The organism is Streptomyces sp. NPDC059247, assembly GCF_042754005.1.
In the GTDB taxonomy this organism is placed as follows: domain Bacteria; phylum Actinomycetota; class Actinomycetes; order Streptomycetales; family Streptomycetaceae; genus Streptomyces.
This window is the reverse complement of record NZ_JBHYZW010000003.1, coordinates 293,803-320,022: the sequence shown is the minus strand read 5'-3', so window position 1 is coordinate 320,022 and position 26,220 is coordinate 293,803. Positions and strand designations below refer to the sequence as shown.

Below are 26,220 nucleotides of genomic sequence, written 5' to 3'. Positions count from 1 at the left end.
GTTGAGAGCACGAAAGCCAGGGGAGAGGGAAGCGCGGGATGGGCGTCGCACTACAAGTGGTCTACATCGCGCTGATGTGCTTCCTGGTTCTACTGATCGTCCGGCTCGTCATGGACTACGTCTTCCAGTTCGCCCGTTCATGGCAACCCGGTAAGGCGATGGTGGTCGTCCTTGAGGCCACCTACACTGTCACCGATCCACCGCTCAAGCTCCTGCGGCGACTCATCCCGCCGCTGCGTCTCGGGGGCGTGGCACTCGACCTGTCCTTCTTCGTTCTGATGATCATCGTCTACATCCTGATCTCCCTCGTGAGCAGCTTCGCGAGGTGAATGTGGACGATACGGTCTTGCCGACTGCCGACGACTACGTAGAGGTGAAGAAGAGATGCCGCTGACTCCCGAGGATGTGCGGAACAAGCAGTTCACGACCGTCCGCCTTCGAGAAGGCTATGACGAGGACGAGGTGGATGCCTTCCTCGACGAGGTCGAGTCCGAACTGACCCGCCTGCTCCGCGAGAACGAGGACCTGCGCGCCAAGCTGGCCGCCGCGACGCGTGCCGCCGCGCAGAACCAGCAGCAGCAGGGTATGCGCAAGCCCCCGGAGCCGCAGGACCGTCCCGTCGGACCCGGCGCGCCGGTGCCCGCCGCCATATCCGGACCGCCGGTCCAGCAGCAGCCGCCGCAGATGGGCCCGCCGCAGCTGCCGTCCGGTGCCCCCCAGCTTCCCGCCGGTCCCATGCAGGGCGGACCGATGGGTCCCGGCCAGATGCAGGGCGGCCCGATGCAGGGCGGTCCCATGCAGGGCGGACCGATGGGCCCCGGCCAGATGCAGGGTGGTCCCATGCAGGGTGGTCCCATGCAGGGCGGCCCGATGCAGGGCGGTCCCATGCAGGGCGGACCGATGGGCCCCGGCCAGATGCAGGGCGGCCCCATGGGGCACCCGCAGCAGATGCAGCAGCAGATGCCGCCGCAGATGCAGCAGCAGCCGCAGCAGGGCCCCGGTGGCGACAGCGCCGCCCGTGTCCTCTCGCTGGCCCAGCAGACCGCCGACCAGGCGATCGCGGAGGCCCGTTCCGAGGCCAACAAGATCGTCGGCGAGGCGCGTTCGCGTGCCGAGGGTCTGGAGCGGGACGCCCGTTCCAAGGCGGACGCCCTGGAGCGGGACGCGCAGGAGAAGCACCGTGTCGCCATGGGCTCCCTGGAGTCCGCCCGCGCCACCCTCGAGCGCAAGGTCGAGGACCTGCGGGGCTTCGAGCGCGAGTACCGCACGCGGCTGAAGTCGTACCTGGAGTCGCAGCTGCGCCAGCTGGAGACCCAGGCCGACGACTCGCTGGCCCCGCCGCGGACCCCGGCGGCGGCTTCCCTGCCGCCGGCCCCGTCGATGGCCTCGGCCGGTGCGGGTGCGCCGTCCTACGGCAGCACCGGCGCGATGGGCGGTGCGCCGTCCATGGGAGGTGCCCCCTCCTACGGCGGTCAGCAGCAGATGTCTCCGGCGATGACCCAGCCGATGGCTCCGGTCCGTCCGCAGGCTCCGCAGCCGATGCAGCAGGCGCCCGCGCCGATGCGCGGTTTCCTCATCGACGAGGACGACAACTGACGGCGGGCGGTCGCGCGATGAGCGCGTAGCCGTCGGCAGGCTGAAGGGCCGGGCCCCCGGGAAACCGGGGGCCCGGCCCTTTGTCGTGGGCGGGGCCGGTCGACGGCCGGTGGCGCGGGCGTCCGCGGTGGGCCTTCCCTTGCCCGCCCTCGCCCGCCCCGCCCTTGCCCGGAGCAGGGGTTCCGCTCTGTGCCCCGGAGGCGTCCGGCCCCGTCAGGGGTGGCTTCGCGTCGCCAGGGGCGCGGTGGTTCGTGCCGGGCCCGTGTGCCGTGTCCAAGTGCGGGGCGGGGTGCGGAGGTTCCCGTGCCGTTCCGGAGCGGGCAGGCGAAAGGCCCGGCCCCCCTGGAGGGGAGCCGGGCCTTCCGGGGGTGTCACGCCTTGCGGAGGCGGAACGTCAGGGACAGCGACTCGTCCGTGAACGGTGTGCCGTAGGACTCGTCGGCCTCGGCCTGGGCGTAGTCCGTCGACAGGACCTCGTCCGCGATCAGTTCCGCGTGGGCCGTCAGGGCCTCCGCCGTCTCCGGGGAGTCCGTCAGCCAGCGCAGGGCGATCCGGTCGGCCACGTCCAGGCCGCTGTTCTTGCGGGCCTCCTGGATGAGCCGGATCGCGTCACGGGCCAGACCGGCCTTGCGCAGCTCCGGGGTGATCTCCAGGTCCAGGGCGACCGTGGCGCCCGCGTCCGAGGCGACCGACCAGCCCTCGCGGGGGGTCTCCGTGATGATGACCTCCTCGGGGGTGACGGTGATGGTCTCGCCGTTCACCTCCAGGCTCGCCTCGCCGGACCGCAGGGCCAGGGAGAGCGCCGCCGCGTCGGCCGCGGCCACGGCCTTCGCCACGTCCTGGACGCCCTTGCCGAACCGCTTGCCCAGGGAACGGAAGTTCGCCTTGGCCGTGGTGTCGACGAGCGAACCGCCGACCTCGGAGAGCGAGGCCAGGGAGCTGACGTTCAGCTCCTCGGTGATCTGCGCCCGGAGCTCCTCGGAGAGGGCCGGGAAGCCGTTCGCCGCGACCAGCGCCCGGGAGAGCGGCTGACGGGTCTTCACCCCGGACTCCGCGCGGGTGGCACGGCCCAGCTCGACCAGGCGCCGGACGAGCAGCATCTGCTCGGAGAGCGTCCGGTCGATCCGGGCGGGGTCCGCCTCCGGCCAGGTGGACAGGTGTACCGACTCCGGGGCGTCCGGCGTCACCGGCACCACGAGGTCCTGCCAGACCCGCTCCGTGATGAACGGGGTCAGCGGGGCCATCAGCCGCGTAACCGTCTCGATCACGTCGTGGAGGGTGCGCAGGGCCGCCTTGTCGCCCTGCCAGAAACGGCGGCGGGACCGGCGCACGTACCAGTTCGACAGGTCGTCGACGAACGCCGAGACGAGCTTGCCGGTGCGCTGGGTGTCGTACGACTCCATCGCCTCGGTCGTCTCGGCGACCAGGGTGTTCAGCTCGGACAGCAGCCACTTGTCGAGGACCGGGCGGTCGGCGGGCGCCGGGTCGGCGGCGCTCGGCGCCCAGCCCGCGGTCCGCGCGTACAGGGCCTGGAAGGCGACCGTGTTCCAGTACGTCAGGAGGGTCTTGCGGACGACCTCCTGGATCGTGCCGTGGCCGACCCGGCGGGCCGCCCACGGTGAGCCGCCGGCCGCCATGAACCAGCGGACCGCGTCGGCGCCGTGCTGGTCCATCAGCGGGATCGGCTGGAGGATGTTGCCCAGGTGCTTGGACATCTTGCGGCCGTCCTCGGCGAGGATGTGGCCCAGGCAGACCACGTTCTCGTACGAGGACCTGTCGAACACCAGGGTGCCGACGGCCATCAGGGTGTAGAACCAGCCGCGGGTCTGGTCGATCGCCTCGGAGATGAACTGCGCCGGGTACCGGCTCTCGAACAGCTCCTTGTTCTCGTACGGGTAGCCGTACTGCGCGAACGGCATCGAGCCCGAGTCGTACCAGGCGTCGATGACCTCGGGGACGCGGGTCGCGGTCTTCCCGCACCCCTCGGCAGGGCAGCCGAACGTCACGGCGTCGATGTACGGGCGGTGCGGGTCGAGCCCGGACTGGTCGGTGCCGGTCAACCCGGTCAGCTCGGCGCGGGAGCCGACGCAGGTCAGGTGGTCGTCCTCGCAGCGCCAGATCGGCAGCGGGGTGCCCCAGTAGCGGTTGCGGGAGAGCGCCCAGTCGACGTTGTTGGTGAGCCAGTCGCCGAAGCGGCCGTGCTTGACCGAGTCGGGGAACCAGTTCGTCCGCTCGTTCTCCGCGAGCAGCCGGTCCTTGACCGCGGTCGTACGGATGTACCAGGACGGCTGCGCGTAGTAGAGCAGGGCCGTGTGGCAGCGCCAGCAGTGCGGGTAGCTGTGCTCGTACGGGATGTGCCGGAAGAGCAGTCCGCGCGCGTCCAGGTCGGCGGTGAGCGCCTCGTCGGCCTTCTTGAAGAAGACGCCGCCGACCAGCGGCAGACCCTCCTCGAAGGTGCCGTCGGGGCGGACCGGGTTCACGACCGGCAGGCCGTACGCCTTGCAGACCTTGAGGTCGTCCTCGCCGAAGGCGGGGGACTGGTGGACCAGACCGGTGCCGTCCTCGGTCGTCACGTACTCGGCGTTGACGACGTAGTGCGCGGGCTCGGGGAACTCGATGAGGTCGAAGGGGCGCCGGTAGGTCCAGCGCTCCATCTCCGCGCCGGTGAACGACTCGCCGGTGGTGACCCAGCCCTCGCCGAGCGCCTTCTCCAGCAGCGGCTGGGCGACGACGACCCGCTCGTCGCCGTCGGTGGCGACCACGTAGCTGACCTCGGGGTGGGCGGCGACCGCCGTGTTGGACACCAGGGTCCACGGGGTCGTCGTCCAGACGAGGAGCGCCGCCTTCCCGGCCAGCGGGCCGGAGGTCAGCGGGAAGCGCACGTACACCGAGGGGTCGACGACCGTCTCGTAGCCCTGCGCCAGCTCGTGGTCGGACAGACCGGTGCCGCAGCGCGGGCACCAGGGGGCGACCCGGTGGTCCTGGACGAGCAGGTCCTTGTCGAAGATCTGCTTCAGCGACCACCAGACCGACTCGATGTACGAGGGGTCCATGGTCCGGTACGCGTCGTCGAGATCGACCCAGTAGCCCATGCGGGTGGTCAGCTCGGCGAAGGCGTCGGTGTGCCGGGTCACGGACTCGCGGCACTTGTCGTTGAACTCGGCGATGCCGTACGCCTCGATGTCCTTCTTGCCGGAGAAGCCCAGCTCCTTCTCGACGGCCAGCTCGACCGGCAGGCCGTGGCAGTCCCAGCCCGCCTTGCGGGCCACGTGGTAGCCGCGCATGGTCCGGAAGCGGGGGAAGACGTCCTTGAAGACGCGGGCCTCGATGTGGTGCGCGCCGGGCATACCGTTGGCGGTGGGCGGTCCTTCGTAGAAGACCCACTCGGGGCGGCCCTCGGACCGCTCCAGGCTCTTGGCGAAGATCTTGTTCTCCTGCCAGAGATCGAGCACGGCGTGCTCCATCGCGGGCAGGTCGACCTGGGCGGGCACCTGGCGGTACTGCGGCGCTGTCATCGGTTCCTCCGGCGGACTGGTGTCGTTCCGTCGGAGGGACGAGAGCACTGCTCCCGCGGTACCACCCTCCTTGGCCCAGGGCGGGCACGCCCCGAGCCCCCTCATTGGGGTGCGACGCCGGGTCTAGTCACCGCGCTGTGCTGCGGCTTTCTTCCGACGGCTCCGGGGTGATGCTTCACATCGGGCTGACCCCCGGGCTCTCACCGTCCCCGGGTCGCTCATGGCCGCGTACGACGCTACTCGTCCCCATCCAAGCCTTTCGCTCCGCCCAGTGTAAGGGCCCGGGGCGGAGACGGCGGACCGGATTTCCCGTGACCCGAATGGCCACACGCGGCGGCCGGACCCGGGATGCGGCCATGTGGGGGAGGGCGGGCCGGATTACCCGGCGGGGAGCTGGGAACAACGGAGGCAGGTCCGCCCCGGGGGAGGCGGGGGCGGGGCGGGAACGGCGGCGTGCCCCGTTGCCGCGGGCCCCGGGCCGATTTATCGTCCCACCACGGTGCGCGAGCAAGATCACAAAATGTGAAGGGGCCGCGACATGGTGGCGAAGAAGACCGCCGCGAAGAAGACCTCGGCCGCCGGTTCCACCGGTCCGGCCGGGGGCGCCGAGGGCGTGTCCGGGGCGCCGCCACCGGCCGGGGAACCGCCGGCGGACCCGGGCGCGGCGGACGTCACGGAGACGCCCGCCGCGAAGAAGAGCGCCGCGAAGAAGAGCGCCCCGGAGAAGACCGCCGCGAAGAAGGCGGTGGCCGGGAAGAGCGCGGCGAAGCGGACCGCCGCGAAGAAGGCGGCGGTGGCGGGTCCCGGGGACACCGGCGCCGCCGATGAGAAGCCCGCCGGGAGGACCCGGGCGAAGAAGGCGGACGCCGGGAAGGCGCCCGCGGCCGAGCAGCGGACAGGAGCCAGGACGGTGGCAGCGAAGAAGACCGCGGGTGGCGTCACGGCCGGAGGGGACGGGGCCGTGGTGCCCACGGCCCGTACCGGCGGGCTGGCGGTGCGGCCCGGCGAGGAGCCGTGGACCCCGGCCGAGGTCACCGAGGCCCGTACCACCCTCCAGTCCGAGGTGCTCCGGCTGCGCAGCGGGCTGGCGCACTCGCGGGAGGAGCTGACCGGTCTCATGCGGAACTCCGGCGACGGCGCAGGGGACGACCAGGCCGACACCGGCACCAAGAACATCACCCGGGAGCACGAGCTGGCCCTCGCCGCCAACGCCCGCGAGATGCTGGAACAGACCGAGCACGCCCTGGAACGGCTCGACGCGGGCACGTACGGCCTGTGCGAGGTGTGCGGGAAGCCGATCGGCAAGGCGCGGATGCAGGCCTTCCCCCGGGCCACGCTCTGCGTCGAGGACAAGCAGCGGCAGGAGCGGCGCGGCTGAGGTCTCGGCTGCGGGTCTCGTACGCCTGTGCCGTACCCTCGGGGCACGGTCAGGCATCGAGGTCGAGGGACTCACTCACGTGGCAGAGGCGGAGCGCATCATCGGTACGCCGGATTCAGCAGGGGCCGACGACCCGGCCGCCTCGGACGCGACGGCGGCCGGTGGCGGCACGGCCGCGCCGGGAGCCGGGGGCGCGGACGTCCCGGGCGGCGCGGCGGAGGCCGACGGCGGCGAGGCCGTCGAGGCCGTCGAGGAGCGTCCCAAGGGCCGCCGGAAGATCTTCGCGCTCTTCGTGGTGGCGCTGCTCGCCTACCTGCTCGACCTGGGCAGCAAGATGCTGGTGGTCGAGAAGCTGGAGGGCCGCGAGCCGATCGAGGTGATCGGCGATCTGCTCCGTTTCGACGCCATCCGCAACCCGGGTGCCGCGTTCGGCATGGGCGAGGCCTTCACGATCATCTTCACCTGCATCGCGGCGGCCGTGATCGTCGTGATCATCCGGCTGGCCCGGAAGCTCTACAGCCTGCCCTGGGCCATCGCGCTCGGACTGCTGCTCGGCGGCGCGCTCGGCAACCTCACGGACCGCATCTTCCGCTCCCCGGGCGTCTTCAAGGGCGCCGTCGTCGACTTCATCGCGCCCGCGCACTTCGCCGTCTTCAACCTCGCGGACTCCGCGATCGTCTGCGGCGGCATCCTCATCGTGATCCTGTCCTTCCGGGGTCTGGACCCGGACGGCACCGTCCACAAGGACTGACGCAGAACGCGGCACCTTCCGCACAAGGCATACTCGACGGGTGAGCACGAGTCCCGAGATCCGCACCCTGCCCGTTCCCGATGGCCTGGAAGGCGAGCGCGTCGACGCCGCCATCGCCCGTATGTTCGGCTTCTCCCGTACGAAGGCGGCCGAGCTGGCCGCCGCCGGGAAGGTCCAGGTCGACGGCGCCGTCGTCGGCAAGTCCGAGCGGGTCAGCGGCGGCGCGTGGCTCGAAGTCGAGATGCCGGGGGCCGCGGCCCCCGTGCAGATCGTCGCCGAGCCCGTCGAGGGCATGGAGATCGTCCACGACGACGACGACATCGTCGTGATCATGAAGCCGGTCGGAGTCGCCGCGCACCCCAGCCCCGGCTGGACCGGCACCACGGTCATCGGTGGCCTCGCCGCCGCCGGGTACCGCATCTCGACCTCCGGCGCCGCCGAGCGCCAGGGCATCGTGCACCGCCTCGACGTCGGCACCTCCGGTCTGATGGTGGTCGCCAAGTCCGAGTACGCGTACACCTCGCTCAAGCGCCAGTTCAAGGAGCGCACGGTCGACAAGCGCTACAACGCGCTGGTCCAGGGGCACCCCGACCCGATGAGCGGCACCATCGACGCCCCCGTCGGGCGGCACCCGAACCACGACTACAAGTGGGCGGTCACCGCCGACGGCAAGCCCTCCGTCACCCACTACGACCTCATCGAGGCGTACCGGTCGGCCTCGCTGCTCGACATCAAGCTGGAGACCGGCCGCACCCACCAGATCCGGGTGCACATGTCCGCCCACCGGCACCCCTGCGTCGGCGACCTGACCTACGGCGCCGACCCGACGCTCGCCAAGCGCCTCGGGCTGACCCGGCAGTGGCTGCACGCCGTCCGGCTCGGCTTCGAGCACCCCGGCGACGGCTCGTGGGTCGAGTTCGCCAGCACCTACCCCGAGGACCTCCAGCGGGCCCTGGACCGGATCGCCTCGGAGAGCCGGTGACCACCACCGGCGCGTGCACCGTGCGCGAGGCGGTCGGCGCCGGGGACCGCGAGGCGTGCTTCGCGGTGCGCCGTGAGGTCTTCGTCGAGGAACAGGGCGTGCCGGGCGAACTGGAGTACGACGCGTTCGACGCGACCGCCGTGCACGTCCTCGCGGTCGGCGCCGACGGACTGCCCCTGGGCACCGGACGCCTGCTGCACGGCGCGGACGCCGCCGGGAGGACCGGCGCCGACGCCTCGGTGGGCTCGCTCGGCAGGCTCGCGGTCGTCCGGGCGGCCCGTGGCCTCGGCGTCGGCGCGGCGCTGGTGCGGGGCATCGAGGACGCGGCGCGCGAGCGCGGTCTCGCCGCCGTCGACCTGCACGCCCAGACCCATGCCCTCGGCTTCTACGAGCGGCTCGGCTACACCGCGTACGGCCCCGAGTTCCCGGACGCGGACATGCCGCACCGGGCGATGCGCAGGGCCCTGTAGCGGACCGGCGGCGCCGTCCGGTCCTTTCCGGCGCGGCCCGCCGCCCCCGTGGCGCACCCGCCGCGCGGAGACGTACACAGGGGGCAGTCGCGGCTAAAACGGGCATACGTGGCAGGGTGTGCCCGTGGATCAATTGGCCCTGCTGTTCCTGCTGCTCCTCGGCGCCCTGCTCACGGTGCCCCTCGGCGACCGGCTCGGACTGCCCGCGCCCGTCCTGATGACCCTCGTCGGGATCGTGCTGGCCTTCCTGCCCTTCGTGCCGAACGTCGAGATCCCGCCGGAGTTCATCCTCCCGCTGGTGCTCCCCCCGCTGCTCTACGCCTCCGTGCAGCGCACCTCGTGGCGTCAGTTCGCGGCGAACAAGCGGCCCATCTTCCTCCTCGCGGTCGCCCTCGTCTTCGTCACCACGGCGGCCGTCGGCGCGGTCGCGCACACCCTGGTGCCGGGTCTGCCGCTGGCCGCCGCCATCGCGCTCGGCGCCCTCGTCGCCCCGCCGGACCCGGTCGCGGCGACCGCCGTGGCGGGCTCGCTCGGGCTCCCGAGACGGCTGGTGTCGATCCTGGAGGGCGAGGGCCTCTTCAACGACGTGACCGCGATCGTGCTCTACCACGTGGCCATCGCGGCGGCCGTCAGCGGAACGTTCTCCTGGCCCGAGGCGGTCGGGGCGCTGGTGCTGTCCGCCGTGGTCGCCCTGGTCGTCGGACTGCTGCTCGGCTGGCTCTGCAACAAGCTCATCGGGCTCCTCGGCGACGTCACCCTCCAGACCGGCCTCACCCTCCTCGTGCCCTTCGTGAGCTATGTGCTCGCCGAGGAGCTGCACGGCTCCGGGGTCCTCTCCGTCCTGGTCACCGCCCTCTTCCTGGCCGAGCACGCGGCGGACGCGGACGACGTCATGGGGCGGCTCGCCGGACAGACCTTCTGGCAGGTCGTCGACACCCTGGTCACCGGCATCGCGTTCGGGCTCATCGGCCTGGAGATGATCCATGTCTTCGGGGTGGCCGAGGGCCGCGGCCTGCGGATGCTCGGCTGGGGCGCCGCCGTCGTCGGGGTGGTGGTCGTGGTCCGGCTGCTGTGGCTGCTGCCCGCCACCTGGCTGGCGAAACGGCTGCACACGCGCCGGGACGTGGACGAGGAGATCCCGACGAGCTGGCGGGAGACCATCGTCATGTGGTGGGCCGGGATGCGCGGGGTGGCCTCGGTCGCGCTCGCGCTCGCCATTCCGCTCCGCACCGACGACGGGGCGCCGTTCCCCGGCCGCGACGAGATCGTCTTCATCGCCTTCTGCGTGATCATCGGCACCCTGGTCCTCCAGGGCCTCACCCTGCCCTGGCTGGTCCGGCGGCTCGGCGTGCGGGCCGACGCGGACGCCGAGCGGGCCCTGGAGCGCGATCTGGCGATCCGGGCGGCGAAGGCGGCCAAGCGCAGGCTCAAGGAGATCGAGGAGGTCGAGGACCTGCCGGAGGAGGTGCAGGAGCGGCTGCACCGGGGGGCGTACGACATCGGGGCCAGGATCAGCCCGGACGTCGTCGACGAGGAGCGGAGGGCCGCGTTCGTGGAGCGGACGGAGCGGTTCAAGGCGGTGCAGCGGATCCAGCGGGAGCTGATGTCGGCCGCCCGGCACGAGGTGCTCGCGGCCCGCAACGAACCGGGCGCCGACCCGGAGGTGGTGGACCGGGTGCTGCGGCAGCTGGACGTGCGCAGCATGAGGTGAGGCGCGGGGCGCGGGCCGTACCGGGTGGTGGTGCGCCGGGAGTCAGGCGCGGCCGGGACACCCGGGGCTGTGCGGCGCGGGTGTCGTCCCGGTCGTCGCTGGTGGGTGGCAGGATGGCCCGTATGGACATCATGCTTTTCCACTCGGTCTACGGGCTGCGCCCGGCCGTCGAGGCCGCCGCCGAGCGGCTGCGGGCCGCCGGGCACCAGGTGCGGGTGCCGGACCTCTTCGACGGCTGGACCACCGAGTCGGTGGAGGAGGGCATGGCGAAGCGGGACGAGATCGGCAAGGACGAGCTGCTGAAGCGGGCGATCCTGGCCGCCGCCCCGTACTCGGAGCGCGGTCTGGTCTACGCGGGCTTCTCCCTCGGCGCCTCGGTCGCGCAGACCCTGGCCCTCGGCGACGAGCGGGCGCGCGGACTGCTCCTGCTGCACGGCACCTCGGACCTCGCGCCGAACGCGTCGGTGGACGAGCTGCCCGTACAGCTGCACGTGGCGGAGCCCGACCCGTTCGAGACGGACGACTGGCTGTCCTCCTGGTACCTCCAGATGGGCCGGGCGGGGGCGGACGTGGAGGTCCACCGCTACCGGGGCGCCGGGCACCTCTACACGGACCCGGAGCTGCCCGACTGGGACGAGGAGGCGGCCGAGCGGACCTGGTCGGTGGCGCTGTCGTTCCTGGAGGAGCTGAAGGACGCGGCCTAGTACCGGCGCGGAGACACGGGGGTGGCCCCGGGGAGGAGATCCCCGGGGCCGCTTCCGTGCGCGGGACGGTCCGGCGGGCGCGTCACGTCGTCCCAGCGGTCGTCGTTCCGTGGTCCCGCTGGTCCCGCTGGTCCCGCTGGTCCCGCTGGTCCCGCTGGTCCCGCTGGTCCGCGTGGCCGTCCTCGGCGTCGGGGCGCTCGCCGCCCGGGGCGGGGTGTGGGGAGGGAGGGGGGCGGTGCGGCCCTCGGTGGGGCCTTTTCGAGGGGGTGACCCGGGGGTTCGGAGCCGTACCTCTTCCGTCTCTTCCCCGGGCCCGTTCCCCGCCCGCGACCGGGGGCCTCAGTGCACCGGCTGGTACACCCGCTCGACGCGCTGCGTCCCGCTCAGTGTCCGGTAGGAGCGCGTCCAGGACGTCGTCGCGGCCGGGTCCGCCTTGTCGGAGACCGTGTAGTAGTCCATCTGCGAACGCTCGGCGGTCACGTCCAGCACCCCGTAGCCGTGGTGGTCCATGTCCACCCAGTGCACGTGCCGGTTGGCGGTCCTGATCGCGCCCGCGGCCACCGCCGAGAGCGTCCCCGGTGCCACGCGCAGCATGTCGTCCAGATTGTCCGAGGTCACCGAGGTGACCACGAACTCGGTCGCGGCGGACGCCGACAGCGGGTACGTCGCCGCCCTCACCGGTACGTCGTTGGCCCAGGCCATGTGGATGTCACCGGTCAGGAAGACCGTGTTCCGGATGGACCGGGACGTCAGGTGCGCCAACAGCTCCCCGCGGTCGTCGGTGTAGCCGTCCCACTGGTCCACATTGACCGCGAGGCCCTCCTTCGGCAGCCCGATCAGCTCGGCGAGCGGCTCCAGGAGATGGGCGGGCAGCGCGCCGAAGGCGACCGGCGAGATCATCACCGAGGTGCCGACCAGTTGCCAGGACGCGTCCGACGCGGCGAGGCCGGACTTGAGCCAGTCCAGCTGGGCGCGGCCGGTGACGGTCCGCTCCGGGTCGTCCACCGTGCCGCTGCCGGTCTTCGCCGGGGCGGAGCGGAAGGACCGCAGGTCCAGCAGGTGCAGCTCGGCCAGCTTGCCGAAGCGCAGCCGCCGGAAGACCGTGCCCTCGGTGGAGGCGCGTACCGGCATCCACTCGAAGTACGCCTGCTTGGCGGCGGCGAACCGGGCCGCCCAGTCGCCCTCGGCGCCCGGCGTGTGGTTCTCGGCGCCGCCCGGCCAGGCGTCGTTGGCGAACTCGTGGTCGTCCCAGATGGCGACGAACGGGTGCGCCGCGTGCAGCGCCTGGAGGTCCGGGTCCGTCTTGTACGTGCCGTGCCGGACGCGGTAGTCGGCGAGCGAGACGGTCTCGTGGCGCGGCTCGTGCCGCCGGACGGTGTACTTCGCGTCCGGGTAGACGCCGCTGCCGTACTCGTACACGTAGTCGCCGAGGTGCAGGACCGCGTCCAGGTCGGCGCGTCCGGCGAGATGGCGGTACGCGGAGAAGTGGCCGGACTCCCAGTTCGCGCACGACACCACGCCGAAGCGGACGCCGGGCCCGGCGGAGTCGGCCGCGGGGGCGGTGCGGGTGCGGGCGGCGGGGGAGACGGCGGGGCCCGCGGTGAAGCGGAACCAGTAGGAGGTGGCCGGGCGCAGCCCCCGCACGTCCGCCTTCACCGTGTGGTCGGACGCGGCGGTCGCCGTGGTCGTGCCGGAGGCGACGGGACGGGTGAAGGCCCGGTCCTCGGCCAGCTCCCAGCCGACGGGGACGTCGGGGCCGAGACCGGAGCCGGGCACGGCCCCGGGGGCGGGGGTGACGCGCGTCCAGAGCAGGACGCCGTCGGGCAGCGGGTCGCCGGAGGCGACGCCGTGGAGGAAGGCGGGTGCCGTGGGTGCGGCGTGGGCCGTGGCGGCCGTGCCCAGGAGGGCCGGTGCGATGACGGCGGTGACGGCGGCGGCCTTGACGACCGTGCGCCGCGTGGGGGCGGTGGAGGGGGACTGACTGGTCACGGTCAGTCAGATTACTGATGAGTAAGGGGAGGTGGCACCTGGCGCCCGGAAGTCTGTCGGGTCGGGGCCGCCGAGGCCCGGAAGTTCGTCGGGTCGAGGTCGTGCCGAGGCCCGGAAGTACGTCGGGTCGGGGCCGCGCCGAGTCGGCGGGGCGGCTCTCGGGCCGTCCCCGTGCCTGTGCTCCGTACTCCTGGCCCCGGCCCCGGCCGTACGCGTACCCGGGCCTGGGTACGGGCCTGGGCCCGGCTCGCCGGACCCCGGCCGGGACGCACCGCCCTCCAGCACCACGGCCCCGGTCCGCACCGCGTGGAGCGGGCGGACCGGGGCCGGGTGAGGGTTCTGCCGGGGCGTCAGCCCCTCAGCGCGGCCGTCAGCCCTTCAGCGCGGCGGTGATCGCCGTCTCGAACTGCTCCGCCGTCAGCGGCGGGTTCTGGCTGCCCTCCACCGTCAGCGTCTTGCCGTTCATCTTCAGGGTCGGCGTGCCCGTGACCCCGCTGTCGTCGAAGGCCTTCGACATCTTCAGCGTCCAGGCGTCGAAGGTGCCCTCCTCGACGTTCTTCTTGAAGGCCGCGTTCCCCTTCAGCGCCGGAACCGAGTCGGCGACCTTCAGGAGGTAGGAGTCCTTGCTGAACTTGTCGTCGTTCTCCTCCGGGTGGAACTCCGCCGAGTACAGCGCCGCCTTGTACTTCAGGAACGCCTCGGGGCTCACGTCCAAGGCCGCGCCGAGCGCTGACAGGGCGTTCTTCGAGCCCTCGCCCCCGGCGCCGTTGTCGAGGAAGGTGGCACCCACGTACTTGACCTTGTACTTGCCCTCGGCGACGTCCTTCTCGACGATCGCGCCCACGGACTGCTCGAAGGTCGCGCAGATCGGGCAGCGCGAGTCCTCGTACAGCTCCAGGGTCTTGTCCGCGGAGTCCTTGCCGATGACGACCGTGGTGCCGTCGGTGCCCGAGGTGTTCTTCGGCGCGACGACGGTCTTCGCGTCGGCGGCGGCCTGCCAGGCGGACGGCTTGTTGGCCTGGACGACCGCGTAGCCGATGCCTCCGGCGACGGCCAGCACCGCCACCGCCGAGACGCCGACGACCACCTGGCGGCGGACGCGGTCCTTCTTCGCCTGCTGCTCGCGCTCGACGCGCAGCCGCTCGCGGGCGGCGGCCTTGTTGGACTGGTTGTTGCGTGCGCTCATGGCGATGATCTCCGTGAAGGTGAGGAAAGAAGGGGGACTGCGTGCGCGTGCGCCGCGCTCAGACGAGTGCGAGGCGCGGGCACGGCGGTCCCCGCCGACCCACGGAGTGGGTGAGGAACCGGGCCAGGGAGGCCCGGGGGCGCGCCGAGGGCCGTCCCGCGCGCCGGGGCGCCGGACCTCCGGCGCGCAGCAGCGCGGTCACGAGCAGCAGCGGCCGGAAGGCGAAGGCCCCCACCGCGTCCAGCAGCCGGGCGAGCGCCCGCTCCCCGCCGCGCAGCCAGAGCGCCGCCGCGAGGCCGACGCCCACGTGGACGCCGAGCAGCAGCCAGGGCAGCGCCGGGTCGGGGGAGGCGAGCACGGCTGCCGCGCCGCCGCCCTCCGGACCCGCCACGCCGGGCAGCGGGGCGCCGAGGGCGCCGCCGCAGAAGACCTCCACGCCGACCGAGCGCAGCGAACCGGCGACCGGTCCGCCGGCGGGGCCGTAACAGATCGCCTGACCGCTGGTGAAGAGCGTGTCGGCGGCCAGCTCCAGCGGGACCAGGAGCCCGGCGATCGGGCCGAACCCCCGCTCGCGGCCCGCCAGCAGGTACGCCACGGCGAAGACGCCGACCGCGACCGGGACGACCGTGCCGAGCGGCAGCGGCACGCGGGAGAGCAGCACGTGGGACGCCACGGACAGCGTCACGACCACTGCCGTGAAGAGCGCCGCCCGCAGCGCCCTCAGCTGCGTCCCTGCCATGTCCATCGTCGGCGAGTCTCCCACGCCGGGCGGTAGGGCGTGCCTAAGGGGAAGCTGTGGGAAACCCCACGGGACCGGTCCCCGCCCCTGTGGGAAACCCCACGGGACCGGTCCCCGCCCCTGTGGGAACCCCACGGGCCCGGTCCCCGCCGCTCAGAGCCCCGGTATCCGGCCGTTGCGGAAGAGGTCCACGAAGATCTGGTGGTCGGCCCGCGCCCGTGCCCCGTAGGCGTGCGCGAAGTCCACCAGGAGGGCGCCGAAGCCCTCCTCGTCGGCGGCGATGGCCGCGTCGATGGCCCGCTCGGTGGAGAACGGCACGAGGGAGTGGCCGCTGGACTCGTCCGCCGCCGCGTGCATGGTCGCCGTCGCCCGGCCCAGGTCGGCGACGGTGAGCGCGATGTCCCGGGGGTCGTCGATGTCCGACCAGTCCAGGTCCACGGCGTACGGCGAGACCTCCGCGACCAGCTGACCGGCGCCGTCCAGCTCGGTCCAGCCCAGCCACGGGTCGGCGTGCGCCTGGAGCGCCCGCTGCGAGATCACGGTGCGGTGCCCCTCGTGCCGGAAGTACCCCCGTACCGCCGGGTCCGTCACGTGCCGGGAGACCGCCGGGGTCTGCGCCTGCTTGAGGTAGATCACGACGTCGTTCTCCAGGGCGTCGCTGGGGCCCTCCAGGAGGATGTTGTACGAGGGGAGACCGGCCGAGCCGATGCCGATGCCGCGCCGCCCGACGACGTCCTTCACCCGGTACGAGTCGGGGCGGGCGAGGCTGGACTCCGGCAGGGTCTCCAGATAGCCGTCGAAGGCGGCGAGGACCTTGTAGCGGGCGGCGGCGTCCAGCTCGATCGCCCCGCCGCCGGGGGAGAAGCGGCGCTCGAAGTCCCGGATCTCGGTCATCGAGTCGAGCAGCCCGAAGCGGGTCAGGGCGCGGGCGTCGCGGAGCGCGGCGAGCAGCGCGCCGTCGGCGGTGTCCAGGGTGAACGGCGGCAGCTCCTCGCCCGGGCCGAGGGCGAGCGCGTGGATCCGCTCCCGGTAGGAGGCGGCGAAGATCCGGACCAGGTGGGTGATCTGCTCGTCGCTGAGCGCCTTCGCGTACCCGATGAGGGCGAGGGAGGCGGCGAGCCGCTTGAGGTCCCAGGTGAAGGGGCCCACGTACGCCTCGTCGAAGTCGTTGACGTTGAAGACCAGGCGCCCGTTGGCGTCCAGGTACGTGCCGAAGTTCTCGGCGTGCAGATCGCCGTGGATCCAGACCCGGCCGGTGCGTTCGTCCAGGTAGGGGCCGCCCTCGGCCTCGTCGGCCAGGTCCGCGTAGAAGAGGCAGGCGGTGCCCCGGTAGAACGCGAAGGCGGAACCGGCCATCTTCCGGAACTTCACGCGGAAGGCCGCGGGGTCGGCGGCGAGCAGTTCGCCGAAGGCGGTGTCGAAGACGGCGAGGACGTGCTCACCGCGCTCCGCTGCGGTGGGCTGGGGGACCGACATCGAGATGCCTCCTGGTACCGGGCGCGCTCAGAGAATGTTCACGACAATTGGGACAGGTGTTCCCTGTCTCCCAACGCGCGACCCTAGTCGCGAGTGCCCGCCGGTTGTCACTCGCGGGACGTAGACTTCGGCGCTGTCCCCCCAGACTGTCCGCAGCCTGTAGTCCGTCGTTTCCCGGAGGCCTCCCGTCGTGACCAAGCCGCCCTTCACGCACCTCCACGTCCACACCCAGTACTCGCTGCTGGACGGTGCCGCGCGGCTGAAGGACATGTTCGACGCGTGCAACGAGATGGGCATGACGCACATCGCCATGTCCGACCACGGCAACCTGCACGGCGCGTACGACTTCTTCCACACGGCCAAGAAGGCCGGTGTGACGCCGATCATCGGCATCGAGGCGTACGTCGCCCCCGAGTCCCGCCGCAACAAGCGGAAGATCCAGTGGGGCCAGCCGCACCAGAAGCGCGACGACGTCTCCGGTTCCGGCGGCTACACCCACAAGACGATCTGGGCGGCCAACGCCACCGGACTGCACAACCTCTTCAAGCTCTCCTCCGACGCCTACGCCGAGGGCTGGCTCCAGAAGTGGCCCCGGATGGACAAGGAGACCATCTCCCAGTGGTCGGAGGGGCTCATCGCCTCCACCGGCTGCCCCTCGGGCGAGCTCCAGACCCGGCTGCGCCTCGGTCAGTTCGACGAGGCCCTGAAGGCGGCCTCCGAGTACCAGGACATCTTCGGCAAGGAGCGGTACTTCCTGGAGCTGATGGACCACGGCATCGAGATCGAGCGCCGGGTCAGGGACGGGCTCCTGGAGATCGGCAAGAAGCTCGGCATCCCGCCGCTGGTCACCAACGACTCGCACTACACGTACGCGCACGAGGCCACCGCCCACGACGCCCTGCTGTGCATCCAGACCGGCAAGAACCTCTCCGACCCGGACCGCTTCCGGTTCGACGGCACCGGCTACTACCTGAAGTCCACCGACGAGATGTACGCCGTGGACTCCTCGGACGCCTGGCAGGAGGGCTGCCGCAACACCCTGCTGGTCGCCGAGCAGATCTCCACCGACGGCATGTTCGTCGAGAAGAACCTCATGCCGAAGTTCGACATCCCGGAGGGCTACACCGAGGTCACCTGGTTCCGCGCGGAGACCATGAAGGGCATGGACCGGCGCTTCCCCGGCGGCATCCCCGAGGACCGCATGAAGCAGGTCGAGTACGAGATGGACACCATCATCTCGATGGGCTTCCCCGGCTACTTCCTCGTCGTCGCCGACTTCATCATGTGGGCGAAGAGCCAGGGCATCGCCGTGGGCCCCGGCCGGGGCTCCGCGGCCGGCTCGATCGTCGCGTACGCCATGGGCATCACCGACCTCGACCCGATCCCGCACGGACTGATCTTCGAGCGCTTCCTCAACCCCGAGCGCATCTCGATGCCCGACGTCGACATCGACTTCGACGAGCGTCGGCGCGTCGAGGTCATCCGGTACGTGACGGAGAAGTACGGCTCCGACAAGGTCGCCATGATCGGCACCTACGGCAAGATCAAGGCCAAGAACGCCATCAAGGACTCCGCGCGCGTCCTCGGCTACCCGTACGCCATGGGCGACCGGCTCACCAAGGCCATGCCCGCCGACGTCCTCGGCAAGGGCATCGACCTCAACGGCATCACGGACCCCTCCCACCCCCGCTACAGCGAGGCCGGTGAGATCCGTGCGATGTACGAGAACGAGCCGGACGTCAAGAAGGTCATCGACACCGCCCGGGGCGTCGAGGGCCTGGTCCGCCAGATGGGCGTGCACGCGGCCGGTGTGATCATGTCCAGCGAGCCGATCGTCGACCACGCCCCGATCTGGGTGCGGCACACCGACGGCGTCACCATCACGCAGTGGGACTACCCGCAGTGCGAGTCGCTCGGCCTGCTCAAGATGGACTTCCTGGGCCTGCGCAACCTCACGATCATGGACGACGCCGTCAAGATGGTGAAGGCCAACAAGGGCATCGACCTCGATCTCCTGGCCCTGCCGCTCGACGACCCGAAGACCTTCGAACTGCTCCAGCGCGGCGACACCCTCGGCGTCTTCCAGTTCGACGGCGGCCCCATGCGCTCGCTGCTGCGGCTGATGAAGCCCGACAACTTCGAAGACATCTCCGCCGTGTCCGCCCTGTACCGGCCGGGCCCGATGGGCATGAACTCGCACACGAACTACGCGCTCCGCAAGAACGGCCAGCAGGAGATCACCCCGATCCACCCCGAGCTGGAGAAGCCGCTCGAAGAGGTGCTCGCGGTCACCTACGGCCTGATCGTCTACCAGGAGCAGGTGCAGAAGGCCGCCCAGATCATCGCCGGGTACTCGCTCGGCGAGGCCGACATCCTCCGCCGGGTGATGGGCAAGAAGAAGCCCGAGGAACTGGCGAAGAACTTCGTCATCTTCGAGGCGGGAGCCAAGAAGAAGGACTTCAGCGACGCGGCCATCAAGGCCCTCTGGGACGTCCTGGTCCCCTTCGCCGGCTACGCCTTCAACAAGGCCCACTCCGCCGCGTACGGCCTGGTCTCCTACTGGACCGCCTACCTCAAGGCCAACCACCCGGCCGAGTACATGGCGGGACTGCTCACCTCCGTCAAGGACGACAAGGACAAGTCGGCGGTCTACCTCAACGAGTGCCGCCGCATGGGCATCAAGGTGCTCCCGCCGAACGTCAACGAGTCCGAGTCGAACTTCGCCGCCCAGGGCGACGACGTGATCCTCTTCGGCCTCTCCGCCGTCCGCAACGTCGGCACCAACGTCGTCGAGTCGATCATCAAGTCGCGCAAGGCCAAGGGGAAGTACTCCACGTTCCCCGACTTCCTCGACAAGGTCGAGGCCGTCGTCTGCAACAAGCGGACCGTCGAGTCGCTGATCAAGGCGGGCGCCTTCGACGAGATGGGCCACACCCGCAAGGGCCTGGTCGCCCACCACGAACCCATGATCGACAACGTGGTCGCGGTCAAGCGCAAGGAGGCCGAAGGACAGTTCGACCTGTTCGGCGGCATGAACGACGACGGCGGCGGCGACGAGCCCGGCTTCGGCCTCGACGTCGAGTTCTCCGACGTGGAGTGGGAGAAGTCGTACCTGCTCGCCCAGGAGCGCGAGATGCTCGGCCTGTACGTCTCCGACCACCCGCTCTTCGGCATCGAGCACGTCCTGTCCGACAAGACGGACGCGGCGATCTCCCAGCTCACCGGCGGCGAGCACGCCGACGGCGCGGTCGTCACCATCGGCGGCATCATCTCCGGCCTCCAGCGCAAGATGACCAAGCAGGGCAACGCCTGGGCCATCGCCACCGTCGAGGACCTGGCCGGATCGATCGAGTGCATGTTCTTCCCCGCCACCTACCAGCTGGTCTCCACCCAGCTCGTCGAGGACACGGTCGTCTTCGTCAAGGGACGGCTCGACAAGCGCGAGGACGTGCCCCGGCTCGTCGCCATGGAACTGATGGTCCCCGACCTGTCGAACGCCGGGACCAACGCCCCCGTGATCCTCACCATCCCCACCGTGAAGGTCACCCCGCCGATGATCACCCGGCTCGGCGAGATCCTCGGCCACCACCGGGGCAACACCGAGGTCCGGATCAAGCTCCAGGGCCCCCGCACCACCACCGTGCTCCGGCTCGACCGGCACCGGGTGCAGGCCGACCCGGCGCTCTTCGGCGACCTGAAGGTGCTCCTCGGCCCGTCCTGCCTGGCCGGCTAGCCCGTCCGGGGCGGTAGGGGCCGGAGCGCCCGCGCCCGGCCGACCGCCCGGGGCCCCGCCGAGGGGCCCCGCACCCACGCGCAAGGGGCGCGCCCGTCGTCACGGGCGCGCCCCTTTGCCATGGGTGTGGCGGGTGCCGTCAGTTGTGGCCGAAGCGCTTCTGACGTCCCTTGCGCGCCACGTCACCTGGCGTGACCTGGCTGGAACGCTGTTCCGCCTGTGACTCGAGGGACGACTGCTGTGCCTGCTGGGTGCCGCGCTCGGCCGGGGACTGCTTCTGGGCACGGTTCTGGTTGCGGTTCTTGGCCATGGGATTACCTCCAAAGGGGACCTAGGGGCCAGGGCCGCTGTCAGACTCACATACGGTGCTAACCGCCGCATGTTGGATCATTACGGAGCGTAACGGGTGCCCGGAAGTGACATCCGCCACGCCGATGATCCAGTTCCGGCCGTCGAGCCCCCGGCCTTCGGGCAGACTCGAAGGAAATCCGAAGCAAATCCGATCCCGAGGTTCCCGAAAGAGGGTGGAACACGTGGACCGCTGCGTCGTCCTGGTGGACGCCGGCTACCTGCTGGGTGCCGCCGCCAGCCTTCTCGCCGGGGAGCCGGCCCGCTCCCGGATCACCGTCGACCACGCCGGGCTCATCCAGCAGCTGCGCCAGCGCGCCGAGGCCGAGACGGCGCTGCCCCTGCTGCGGATCTACTGGTTCGACGGCGCCCCCGACCGCGTCCCCCAGCCGGAGCACCGCAGACTCCGGGTGATGCCCCGGGTCACCGTCCGGCTCGGTGCCCTGACCAGGAGCGACGGACGCTGGGCCCAGAAGGGCGTCGACGCGGCCATGCACACCGAACTGACCGAGCTGGCCAGGAACCGGGCCTGCTCCGACATCGTGCTGGTCACCGGCGACGGCGACCTGCTGCCCGGCCTCATGTCGGCCAAGGAGCACGGCGTCGCCGTCCACCTCTGGGCCGTCCAGGCCGCCGACGGCGACTACAACCAGTCCGAGGACCTCGTCGCCGAGGCCGACGAGCGGCGGGTCCTCGACCGCGCCTGGATCACCCGGGCCGTCCGCGCCAGGGACCTCAGCGGCCTCTGTGCCCCGCCGCCCGCGCCCCGCCCCGAGATCGCCGCCATCCTCTCCGCCCCGCTCCCCGAGGCGGCCCTCGCGGCCTCCGCCGAACGGGCCGCGGAGGCCGCCGCCGGGGGCCCCGCCGCCCGCGCCGCCGCCCCGGCCCACGACGGCACCGGCCCCGCGCACGACCGCGACGGCGCCCACCCGGACGGCACCGGCGTCCCCGTCCCCGCGGCCAAGGGCGTCCCCACCCCCAAGGACCTGGCGGGACTGCGCGCCCCCGGCAGCGCCCCCGCCCCCGCCCTCGCGCCGCAGGGCACCAGCGCGCTCCGCTGGTCCTCCGACCGGGGCTGGGTCGAGCGCCCGGTCTCCACGGTCGGCGAACCGCCCGAGACCGCCTCCCTGCCGACCCTCGCCACCCTCACCAGCGCGGAGCAGCGCTGGGCGGACCGCGAGGAGGACATCACCACCGTCGGCGGCGACCCCTTCGAGGTCGGACAGGTGTTCGCCCGCCGGTGGATGGAACGCCTCCCCGAGCAGGGCCACGTCCAGAAGCTCTCCACCCTCTACCCCCGCATCCCGCACCGCATCGACGGCGAACTCCTCCGCTACGCGGCCCGGTTCGGTCTGCTCGCCCACAAGGACGACCAGATCGACGAGCACGACCGGTACGCGATCAGGGCCGGGTTCTGGCGCGAGATCGACGTCCGGGCCGCCGCCGAACCCGCCCCCGCGCCCGGAGCGGGCCCGGCGACCCCGTAGGCTCTTCCCCCGTGAGTACGGTGTGCGCGGTGCGGGACCTGGTCAAGACGTACCCCGCCACGCGCGGCGGACGGGGTGTGCCCGCGACTCCCGAGGTGCGGGCCACCGACGGGATCGACCTCGACGTGCGCGGCGGCGAGGTCTTCGGGCTGCTCGGCCCCAACGGGGCGGGCAAGTCCTCCCTGGTGCGCCAGCTGACCGGTCTGCTGCGGCCCGACTCCGGAACCGTCCGGATGCTCGGCCACGACCTGGTGCGCCACCCCGAGCGGGCCTCCCGCCTCCTCGCGTACCTCGGCCAGGAGTCCACCGCCCTCGACGAGCTGACCGTCTCCCTCGCCGCCGAGACCACCGGACGGCTGCGCGGCCTCACCGCCGCCGGAGCCCGCGCCGAGCGCGACGCCGTCCTCGACGAGCTGGGCCTCGGCCCGCTCGCCTCCCGGCCCCTGAAGAAGCTCTCCGGCGGACAGCGGCGGCTCGCCTGCTTCGCCACCGCCCTCGTCGGCCACCGCCCCGTCCTCGTCCTCGACGAGCCCACCACCGGCATGGACCCCGTCGCCCGCCGCGCGGTCTGGGCGGCCGTCGACCGGCGGCGCGCCGAGCACGGCACCACCGTGCTGCTCGTCACCCACAACGTCATCGAGGCCGAGACCGTCCTCGACCGCGTCGCCGTCCTCGACCACGGCCGGGTCATCGCCTGCGACACGCCCGCCGGACTCAAGGAGCGCGTCGCGGGCGAGATCCGCGTCGAACTGGTCTGGCGCGAGTCGGCCCCCGTCCACCTGCCCGAGATCGCCGCCCTGCGCGACCTCGCCCAGGAGACCGGGCGCCGCTGGGCCCTCCGGCTCGCCCCCGACGAGGCCCGTGGCGCCGTCGCCACCGTCACCGGCGGCGCCGCCTTCGCCGCGCTCGACGACTTCACCCTGGCCACGCCCAGCCTGGAGGACGTCTACCTGGCCCTCGGCGGCGCGACGGAGGGGTTGGTGAAGGCATGACGGGAAGCACCCCGCGCCCCGCATCCGGCGCCGCGCCGGTACGGGGGGCCGCGCCCGTGCCCGTACGAGGGGCCGCGCCCGTGCGGCTGGGCTCGGCGCCGACCGGTCGCGCACCCGCGCGGGGGCCCGTGTCCGGTCCCGTACGGGGGACGATCCCGGCCGTGACCGGTTCCGCGTCCGGCGGGGGGCCCGAGCCGAGGTCCGCGCCCGGGTCCGCGGCCGTGCCCGTACGGGCGGCCTCGTCCGTGCGTGGGCCCGTGCCCGTGCGGGAGCCCGTGTCCGTGCGCGAGCCGTAGGGTGTTCCTGTCCGGGCCGGGGCCCGGTCCCTCCGCCCTGCCCGTGTCCGTGAACCCCAGGAGCTGTCCGCAGTGAGCACCGTGCCCGCCGAGGTCCTGCCGACCGGCGCGCCCACCGTCCGGACCCGCGAGGACGAGGACGCCCCCTCGCCCCTCGCCCCCCGCGCCCGGCTGCTGCCGTCCCTGGCCGCCGTCTACCGCGCGCAGCTCTCCCGCGCCCGGGTCGCCCGCATCCCGCTGCTCTTCGTGGCCACCTTCCAGTCCGTCGGGATCATGATCCTGATGCGCGGAGTGGTCGACGGCGGGTCCGAGGCGCGCGCCGTCGTGGCCGGTTCCACCGTCCTCGTCGTCGCCTTCGTCGCGCTCAACCTGCTCGCCCAGTACTTCGGGCAGCTCCGGGCCACCGGCGGCCTCGACCACTACGCCACCCTGCCCGTGCCGCCCGCCGCCGTCGTCCTCGGCGCGGCCGGCGCGTACGCCTCCTTCACCGTTCCCGGCACCGCCGTCACCGCCGTCACCGGCTCCGTGCTCTTCGGGCTCCCGCTCGGCAACCTCTGGATCCTCGTCGCCGTCGTCCCGCTCGCCGGGGCGGCCCTCGCCGGTCTCGGCGCCGCCCTCGGCCTCCTCGCCCCCCGCCAGGAACTCGCCACCCTCCTCGGTCAGCTCGGCATGTCGGCCGCGCTGCTCCTCGGTGTGCTCCCGGCCGAACGACTGCCCCAGCCGATCGGCTGGGCCCGGGACCTGCTGCCGTCCACGTACGGCGTCGAGGCCCTCGCCCGCACCTTCGAGGCGCGCCCCGACTGGGCCGCCGTCTCCCTCGACCTCGGGGTGTGCGCGGTGGTCGGCGTGGTCTCCCTCGCGGTCGCCACCTGGGCCTACCGGCGGGCCGCCGTCCGCTGAGGCGGGCCACAGGGACACCTGGCACGATGGCGAGGTGACCGCACCCCTTACTCCGCCTCACCAGCCCTCGTCGCACGACCCGGACTGGCCCCCGCCGCCCCCGTCGATCCCCGGCCCGGCCGGGGACCCGATCACGGGCACCGAGGTGCTCCAGGGCGTTCTGGTGACCCTCGTCTCGACGATCGCGGGCGCGGTCCTCGGGGTCCTGTGGCTGAATCTCGCCCCCCGCGTCCTGCTCATCTCGGACGGCAAGGGGGTCTACCTCCGCGACTCCGAGGGGGAGGCGGCGATCGGCTCGGACGGAACGTTCGTCCTGCTCGCCCTGGCCTTCGGCGCGGTCGCCGCGCTCGTCGTCTTCCTGCTGCGCCGCAAGGGCGGTGTGCCGCTGGTGCTGGGGCTCGCGCTCGGCGGCGGCCTCGGCTCGCTGCTCGCCTGGGGCCTGGGGACGTACTTCGGCCCGACGAGCGACGTGGTCGCCCACGCCAAGGCCGTCGGCCCCAACATCTCCTTCGAGGCGCCCCTCGAACTGAACCTGGGGGCCGCCGCGATGCTGGCCTGGCCGCTCGCCGCGATGATCGTCCACCTGGGCCTCACGGCCGTCTTCGGCCCGCGCGACCCGGAGCCCGGACCGTGGGGCGAGCCGAAGCCGTACGGCGGCTGAACGGGCCGCCGGGCCCGCGCCCGGCGGCCGTCAGACACGGCCGATCGGGGCCACCACCGCCGAGGTGAGCGCGGCCAGGTCGGCGGGGGAGAGCTCCACTTCGAGGCCCCTGCGGCCCGCCGAGACACAGACGGTCGCGTGGTCCGAGGCCGACGAGTCCAGGACCGTGCGCAGCCGCTTGCGCTGGCCGAGCGGGGAGATGCCGCCCCGGACGTATCCGGTGGTGCGCTCCGCCGCCGCCGGGTCCGCCATCGCGGCCCGCTTGCCGCCGACCGCCGAGGCCAGCGCCTTCAGGTCGAGCTGGCCCGCCACCGGGACGACCGCTACGGTCAGCTCGCCGTCGACGTCCGCGACCAGCGTCTTGAAGACCCGGTCGGGGGAGACGCCGAGGGCCTGGGCCGCCTCCTCGCCGTACGAGGGGGAGGCCGGGTCGTGCTCGTAGGCGTGCAGCGTGAACGGGGTGCCCGCGGTCGTCAGGGCCACCGTCGCCGGGGTGCCGCCGGTGTTCTTCTTCTGCTTCTTCGCCACGTGCTCCTCCTCGGCGGGCCGTACGGGCCCGGGGCGGTCAGTTCGGGTACGTCGGCGCCTGCGTGAGGTCCACCGCGGGCAGCGACGGCAGGTGCCGCAGCACCGCCGTCTCCGCGCGCAGCAGCGACAGCTCCTCGCGCAGCCGGGTCGCGGTGTCCGGCGCCTGGAGCAGCCGCTGCTTCGACGGGACGTCGAGGATGGCCGCGGCGGCCACCAGGTACGACACCACCGAGGGGTCGTCCGGCAGCTCACTGGTGGTCAGCGAGCGCTCCCGGGCCCCCGCCAGCCGCTTCTGGTAGGCGCGGAAGGCCCGCAGCACCCCCTCGGAGAGGGCCTCGGCCTCCTCGCCCGGCTCCTCCGGGACGTCCTCGACCTCGGCGACCAGGAACGGTCCGCTCGCGTCGACCGAGAGCAGCCTCACCCGGGTCGTGCCGGTGACGACCACCTCGAAGCTGCCGTCCGCGCGCTCCCGGATCGTCGCCGCGTCGGCGACGCAGCCGACCCGGTGGAAGGCCTGGACGGGGTCGGGGCCGAAGCCCGCCGCCGGGCCCTTCTCCGGCAGCGCGGCCCGGTCCGGCATCCCGGACCCGGTCGGCGCGACCTCGCGGCCGTCGCGGATGGCGACGACGACGAACCGGCGCGGCTCCGCGTCGTCCACGGTCAGCAGTTCGCGCATCATGGCGCGATAACGCTGCTCGAAGACGTTCAGCGGCAGCACGAGGCCGGGGAACAGCACCGCGTTGAGCGGGAAGAGGGGCAGGCGAGCGGTGGTCACAGC

21 protein-coding genes are annotated in these 26,220 nt (G+C 72.5%); 13 read left to right on the top strand and 8 right to left on the bottom strand.

Translation table 11 applies throughout. From position 1 onward, the window contains the following. The first annotated feature begins 38 nt into the window (after window positions 1-38). Complete coding sequence (locus tag ACFXGN_RS08490; protein WP_351779305.1) at window positions 39-329, top strand: YggT family protein; 291 nt, start codon at window positions 39-41, stop codon at window positions 327-329. A 55-nt stretch (window positions 330-384) separates the two neighbouring features. Then, complete coding sequence (locus tag ACFXGN_RS08485) at window positions 385-1,596, top strand: DivIVA domain-containing protein (protein WP_384855200.1); 1,212 nt, start codon at window positions 385-387, stop codon at window positions 1,594-1,596. Between the two features lie 371 nt (window positions 1,597-1,967). On the opposite strand, the gene ileS is transcribed toward ACFXGN_RS08485, so the two are convergent. Next, window positions 1,968-5,111 (bottom strand): isoleucine--tRNA ligase, encoded by a 3,144-nt coding sequence (gene ileS / locus ACFXGN_RS08480; RefSeq protein WP_384855198.1) that lies wholly within the window; start codon window positions 5,109-5,111, stop codon window positions 1,968-1,970. Between the two features lie 538 nt (window positions 5,112-5,649). On the opposite strand from ileS, the gene ACFXGN_RS08475 reads away from it, so the two are divergent. From ACFXGN_RS08475 to ACFXGN_RS08450, 6 genes are all read left to right on the top strand, one after another. Continuing rightward, window positions 5,650-6,489, top strand: coding sequence for a TraR/DksA family transcriptional regulator (locus ACFXGN_RS08475; RefSeq protein WP_384855196.1), 840 nt, complete (start codon window positions 5,650-5,652; stop codon window positions 6,487-6,489). A 79-nt stretch (window positions 6,490-6,568) separates the two neighbouring features. Next, entirely contained in the window at window positions 6,569-7,240 is a 672-nt protein-coding gene (gene lspA / locus ACFXGN_RS08470) for a signal peptidase II (RefSeq protein WP_384855192.1), read from the top strand. A 40-nt stretch (window positions 7,241-7,280) separates the two neighbouring features. Then, window positions 7,281-8,222 (top strand): RluA family pseudouridine synthase, encoded by a 942-nt coding sequence (locus ACFXGN_RS08465; RefSeq protein ID WP_366441626.1) that lies wholly within the window; start codon window positions 7,281-7,283, stop codon window positions 8,220-8,222. Then, window positions 8,219-8,692, top strand: coding sequence for a GNAT family N-acetyltransferase (locus tag ACFXGN_RS08460; RefSeq protein ID WP_384855190.1), 474 nt, complete (start codon window positions 8,219-8,221; stop codon window positions 8,690-8,692). Before ACFXGN_RS08465 ends, ACFXGN_RS08460 begins: the two co-directional genes overlap by 4 nt. A gap of 124 nt (window positions 8,693-8,816) precedes the next feature. After that, window positions 8,817-10,403: a Na+/H+ antiporter gene (locus ACFXGN_RS08455; protein ID WP_384855187.1), complete on the top strand. Its 1,587-nt coding sequence runs from the start codon at window positions 8,817-8,819 to the stop codon at window positions 10,401-10,403. A 122-nt stretch (window positions 10,404-10,525) separates the two neighbouring features. Next, window positions 10,526-11,107, top strand: coding sequence for a dienelactone hydrolase family protein (locus tag ACFXGN_RS08450; protein ID WP_351779281.1), 582 nt, complete (start codon window positions 10,526-10,528; stop codon window positions 11,105-11,107). A 339-nt stretch (window positions 11,108-11,446) separates the two neighbouring features. Here the strand turns inward: ACFXGN_RS08450 and ACFXGN_RS08445 are convergent, their stop codons facing one another. From ACFXGN_RS08445 to ACFXGN_RS08430, 4 genes are all read right to left on the bottom strand, one after another. Further along, window positions 11,447-13,096 (bottom strand): alkaline phosphatase D family protein, encoded by a 1,650-nt coding sequence (locus tag ACFXGN_RS08445; protein WP_384855185.1) that lies wholly within the window; start codon window positions 13,094-13,096, stop codon window positions 11,447-11,449. Window positions 13,097-13,466: 370 nt separating this feature from the next. Further along, window positions 13,467-14,282, bottom strand: coding sequence for a thioredoxin domain-containing protein (locus ACFXGN_RS08440; RefSeq protein WP_384855183.1), 816 nt, complete (start codon window positions 14,280-14,282; stop codon window positions 13,467-13,469). 58 nt (window positions 14,283-14,340) lie between these two features. Further along, window positions 14,341-15,027 (bottom strand): hypothetical protein, encoded by a 687-nt coding sequence (locus tag ACFXGN_RS08435; protein ID WP_384855180.1) that lies wholly within the window; start codon window positions 15,025-15,027, stop codon window positions 14,341-14,343. 147 nt (window positions 15,028-15,174) lie between these two features. Further along, on the bottom strand, window positions 15,175-16,497 hold the full coding sequence (locus tag ACFXGN_RS08430; protein WP_384855177.1) for a DUF2252 domain-containing protein: 1,323 nt from the start codon (window positions 16,495-16,497) through the stop codon (window positions 15,175-15,177). A gap of 190 nt (window positions 16,498-16,687) precedes the next feature. Here ACFXGN_RS08430 and dnaE point away from each other — a divergent pair, with 190 nt between their 5' ends. After that, complete coding sequence (dnaE, locus tag ACFXGN_RS08425) at window positions 16,688-20,230, top strand: DNA polymerase III subunit alpha (RefSeq protein ID WP_384855174.1); 3,543 nt, start codon at window positions 16,688-16,690, stop codon at window positions 20,228-20,230. 139 nt (window positions 20,231-20,369) lie between these two features. Here the strand turns inward: dnaE and ACFXGN_RS08420 are convergent, their stop codons facing one another. Beyond that, window positions 20,370-20,540, bottom strand: coding sequence for a hypothetical protein (locus ACFXGN_RS08420; protein ID WP_384855171.1), 171 nt, complete (start codon window positions 20,538-20,540; stop codon window positions 20,370-20,372). Between the two features lie 214 nt (window positions 20,541-20,754). On the opposite strand from ACFXGN_RS08420, the gene ACFXGN_RS08415 reads away from it, so the two are divergent. The 4 genes from ACFXGN_RS08415 to ACFXGN_RS08400 all read left to right on the top strand — a co-directional run bounded on the left by ACFXGN_RS08415 (window position 20,755) and on the right by ACFXGN_RS08400 (window position 24,914). After that, window positions 20,755-22,065 (top strand): NYN domain-containing protein, encoded by a 1,311-nt coding sequence (locus tag ACFXGN_RS08415; RefSeq protein ID WP_384855168.1) that lies wholly within the window; start codon window positions 20,755-20,757, stop codon window positions 22,063-22,065. An 11-nt stretch (window positions 22,066-22,076) separates the two neighbouring features. Further along, window positions 22,077-23,057, top strand: coding sequence for an ABC transporter ATP-binding protein (locus ACFXGN_RS08410; protein WP_384855166.1), 981 nt, complete (start codon window positions 22,077-22,079; stop codon window positions 23,055-23,057). A gap of 377 nt (window positions 23,058-23,434) precedes the next feature. Further along, the gene (locus ACFXGN_RS08405; protein ID WP_384855892.1) at window positions 23,435-24,253 is read left to right on the top strand and encodes an ABC transporter permease; all 819 of its coding nucleotides are present in this window, start codon (window positions 23,435-23,437) and stop codon (window positions 24,251-24,253) included. Between the two features lie 34 nt (window positions 24,254-24,287). Next, the gene (locus ACFXGN_RS08400; RefSeq protein WP_384855163.1) at window positions 24,288-24,914 is read left to right on the top strand and encodes a DUF2567 domain-containing protein; all 627 of its coding nucleotides are present in this window, start codon (window positions 24,288-24,290) and stop codon (window positions 24,912-24,914) included. 30 nt (window positions 24,915-24,944) lie between these two features. Here the strand turns inward: ACFXGN_RS08400 and ybaK are convergent, their stop codons facing one another. Both ybaK and ACFXGN_RS08390 read right to left on the bottom strand, forming a co-directional pair. Further along, on the bottom strand, window positions 24,945-25,442 hold the full coding sequence (ybaK, locus tag ACFXGN_RS08395; protein ID WP_384855161.1) for a Cys-tRNA(Pro) deacylase: 498 nt from the start codon (window positions 25,440-25,442) through the stop codon (window positions 24,945-24,947). A gap of 37 nt (window positions 25,443-25,479) precedes the next feature. Further along, window positions 25,480-26,217: an LON peptidase substrate-binding domain-containing protein gene (locus ACFXGN_RS08390; protein WP_384855158.1), complete on the bottom strand. Its 738-nt coding sequence runs from the start codon at window positions 26,215-26,217 to the stop codon at window positions 25,480-25,482. Window positions 26,218-26,220 lie beyond the last annotated feature (3 nt).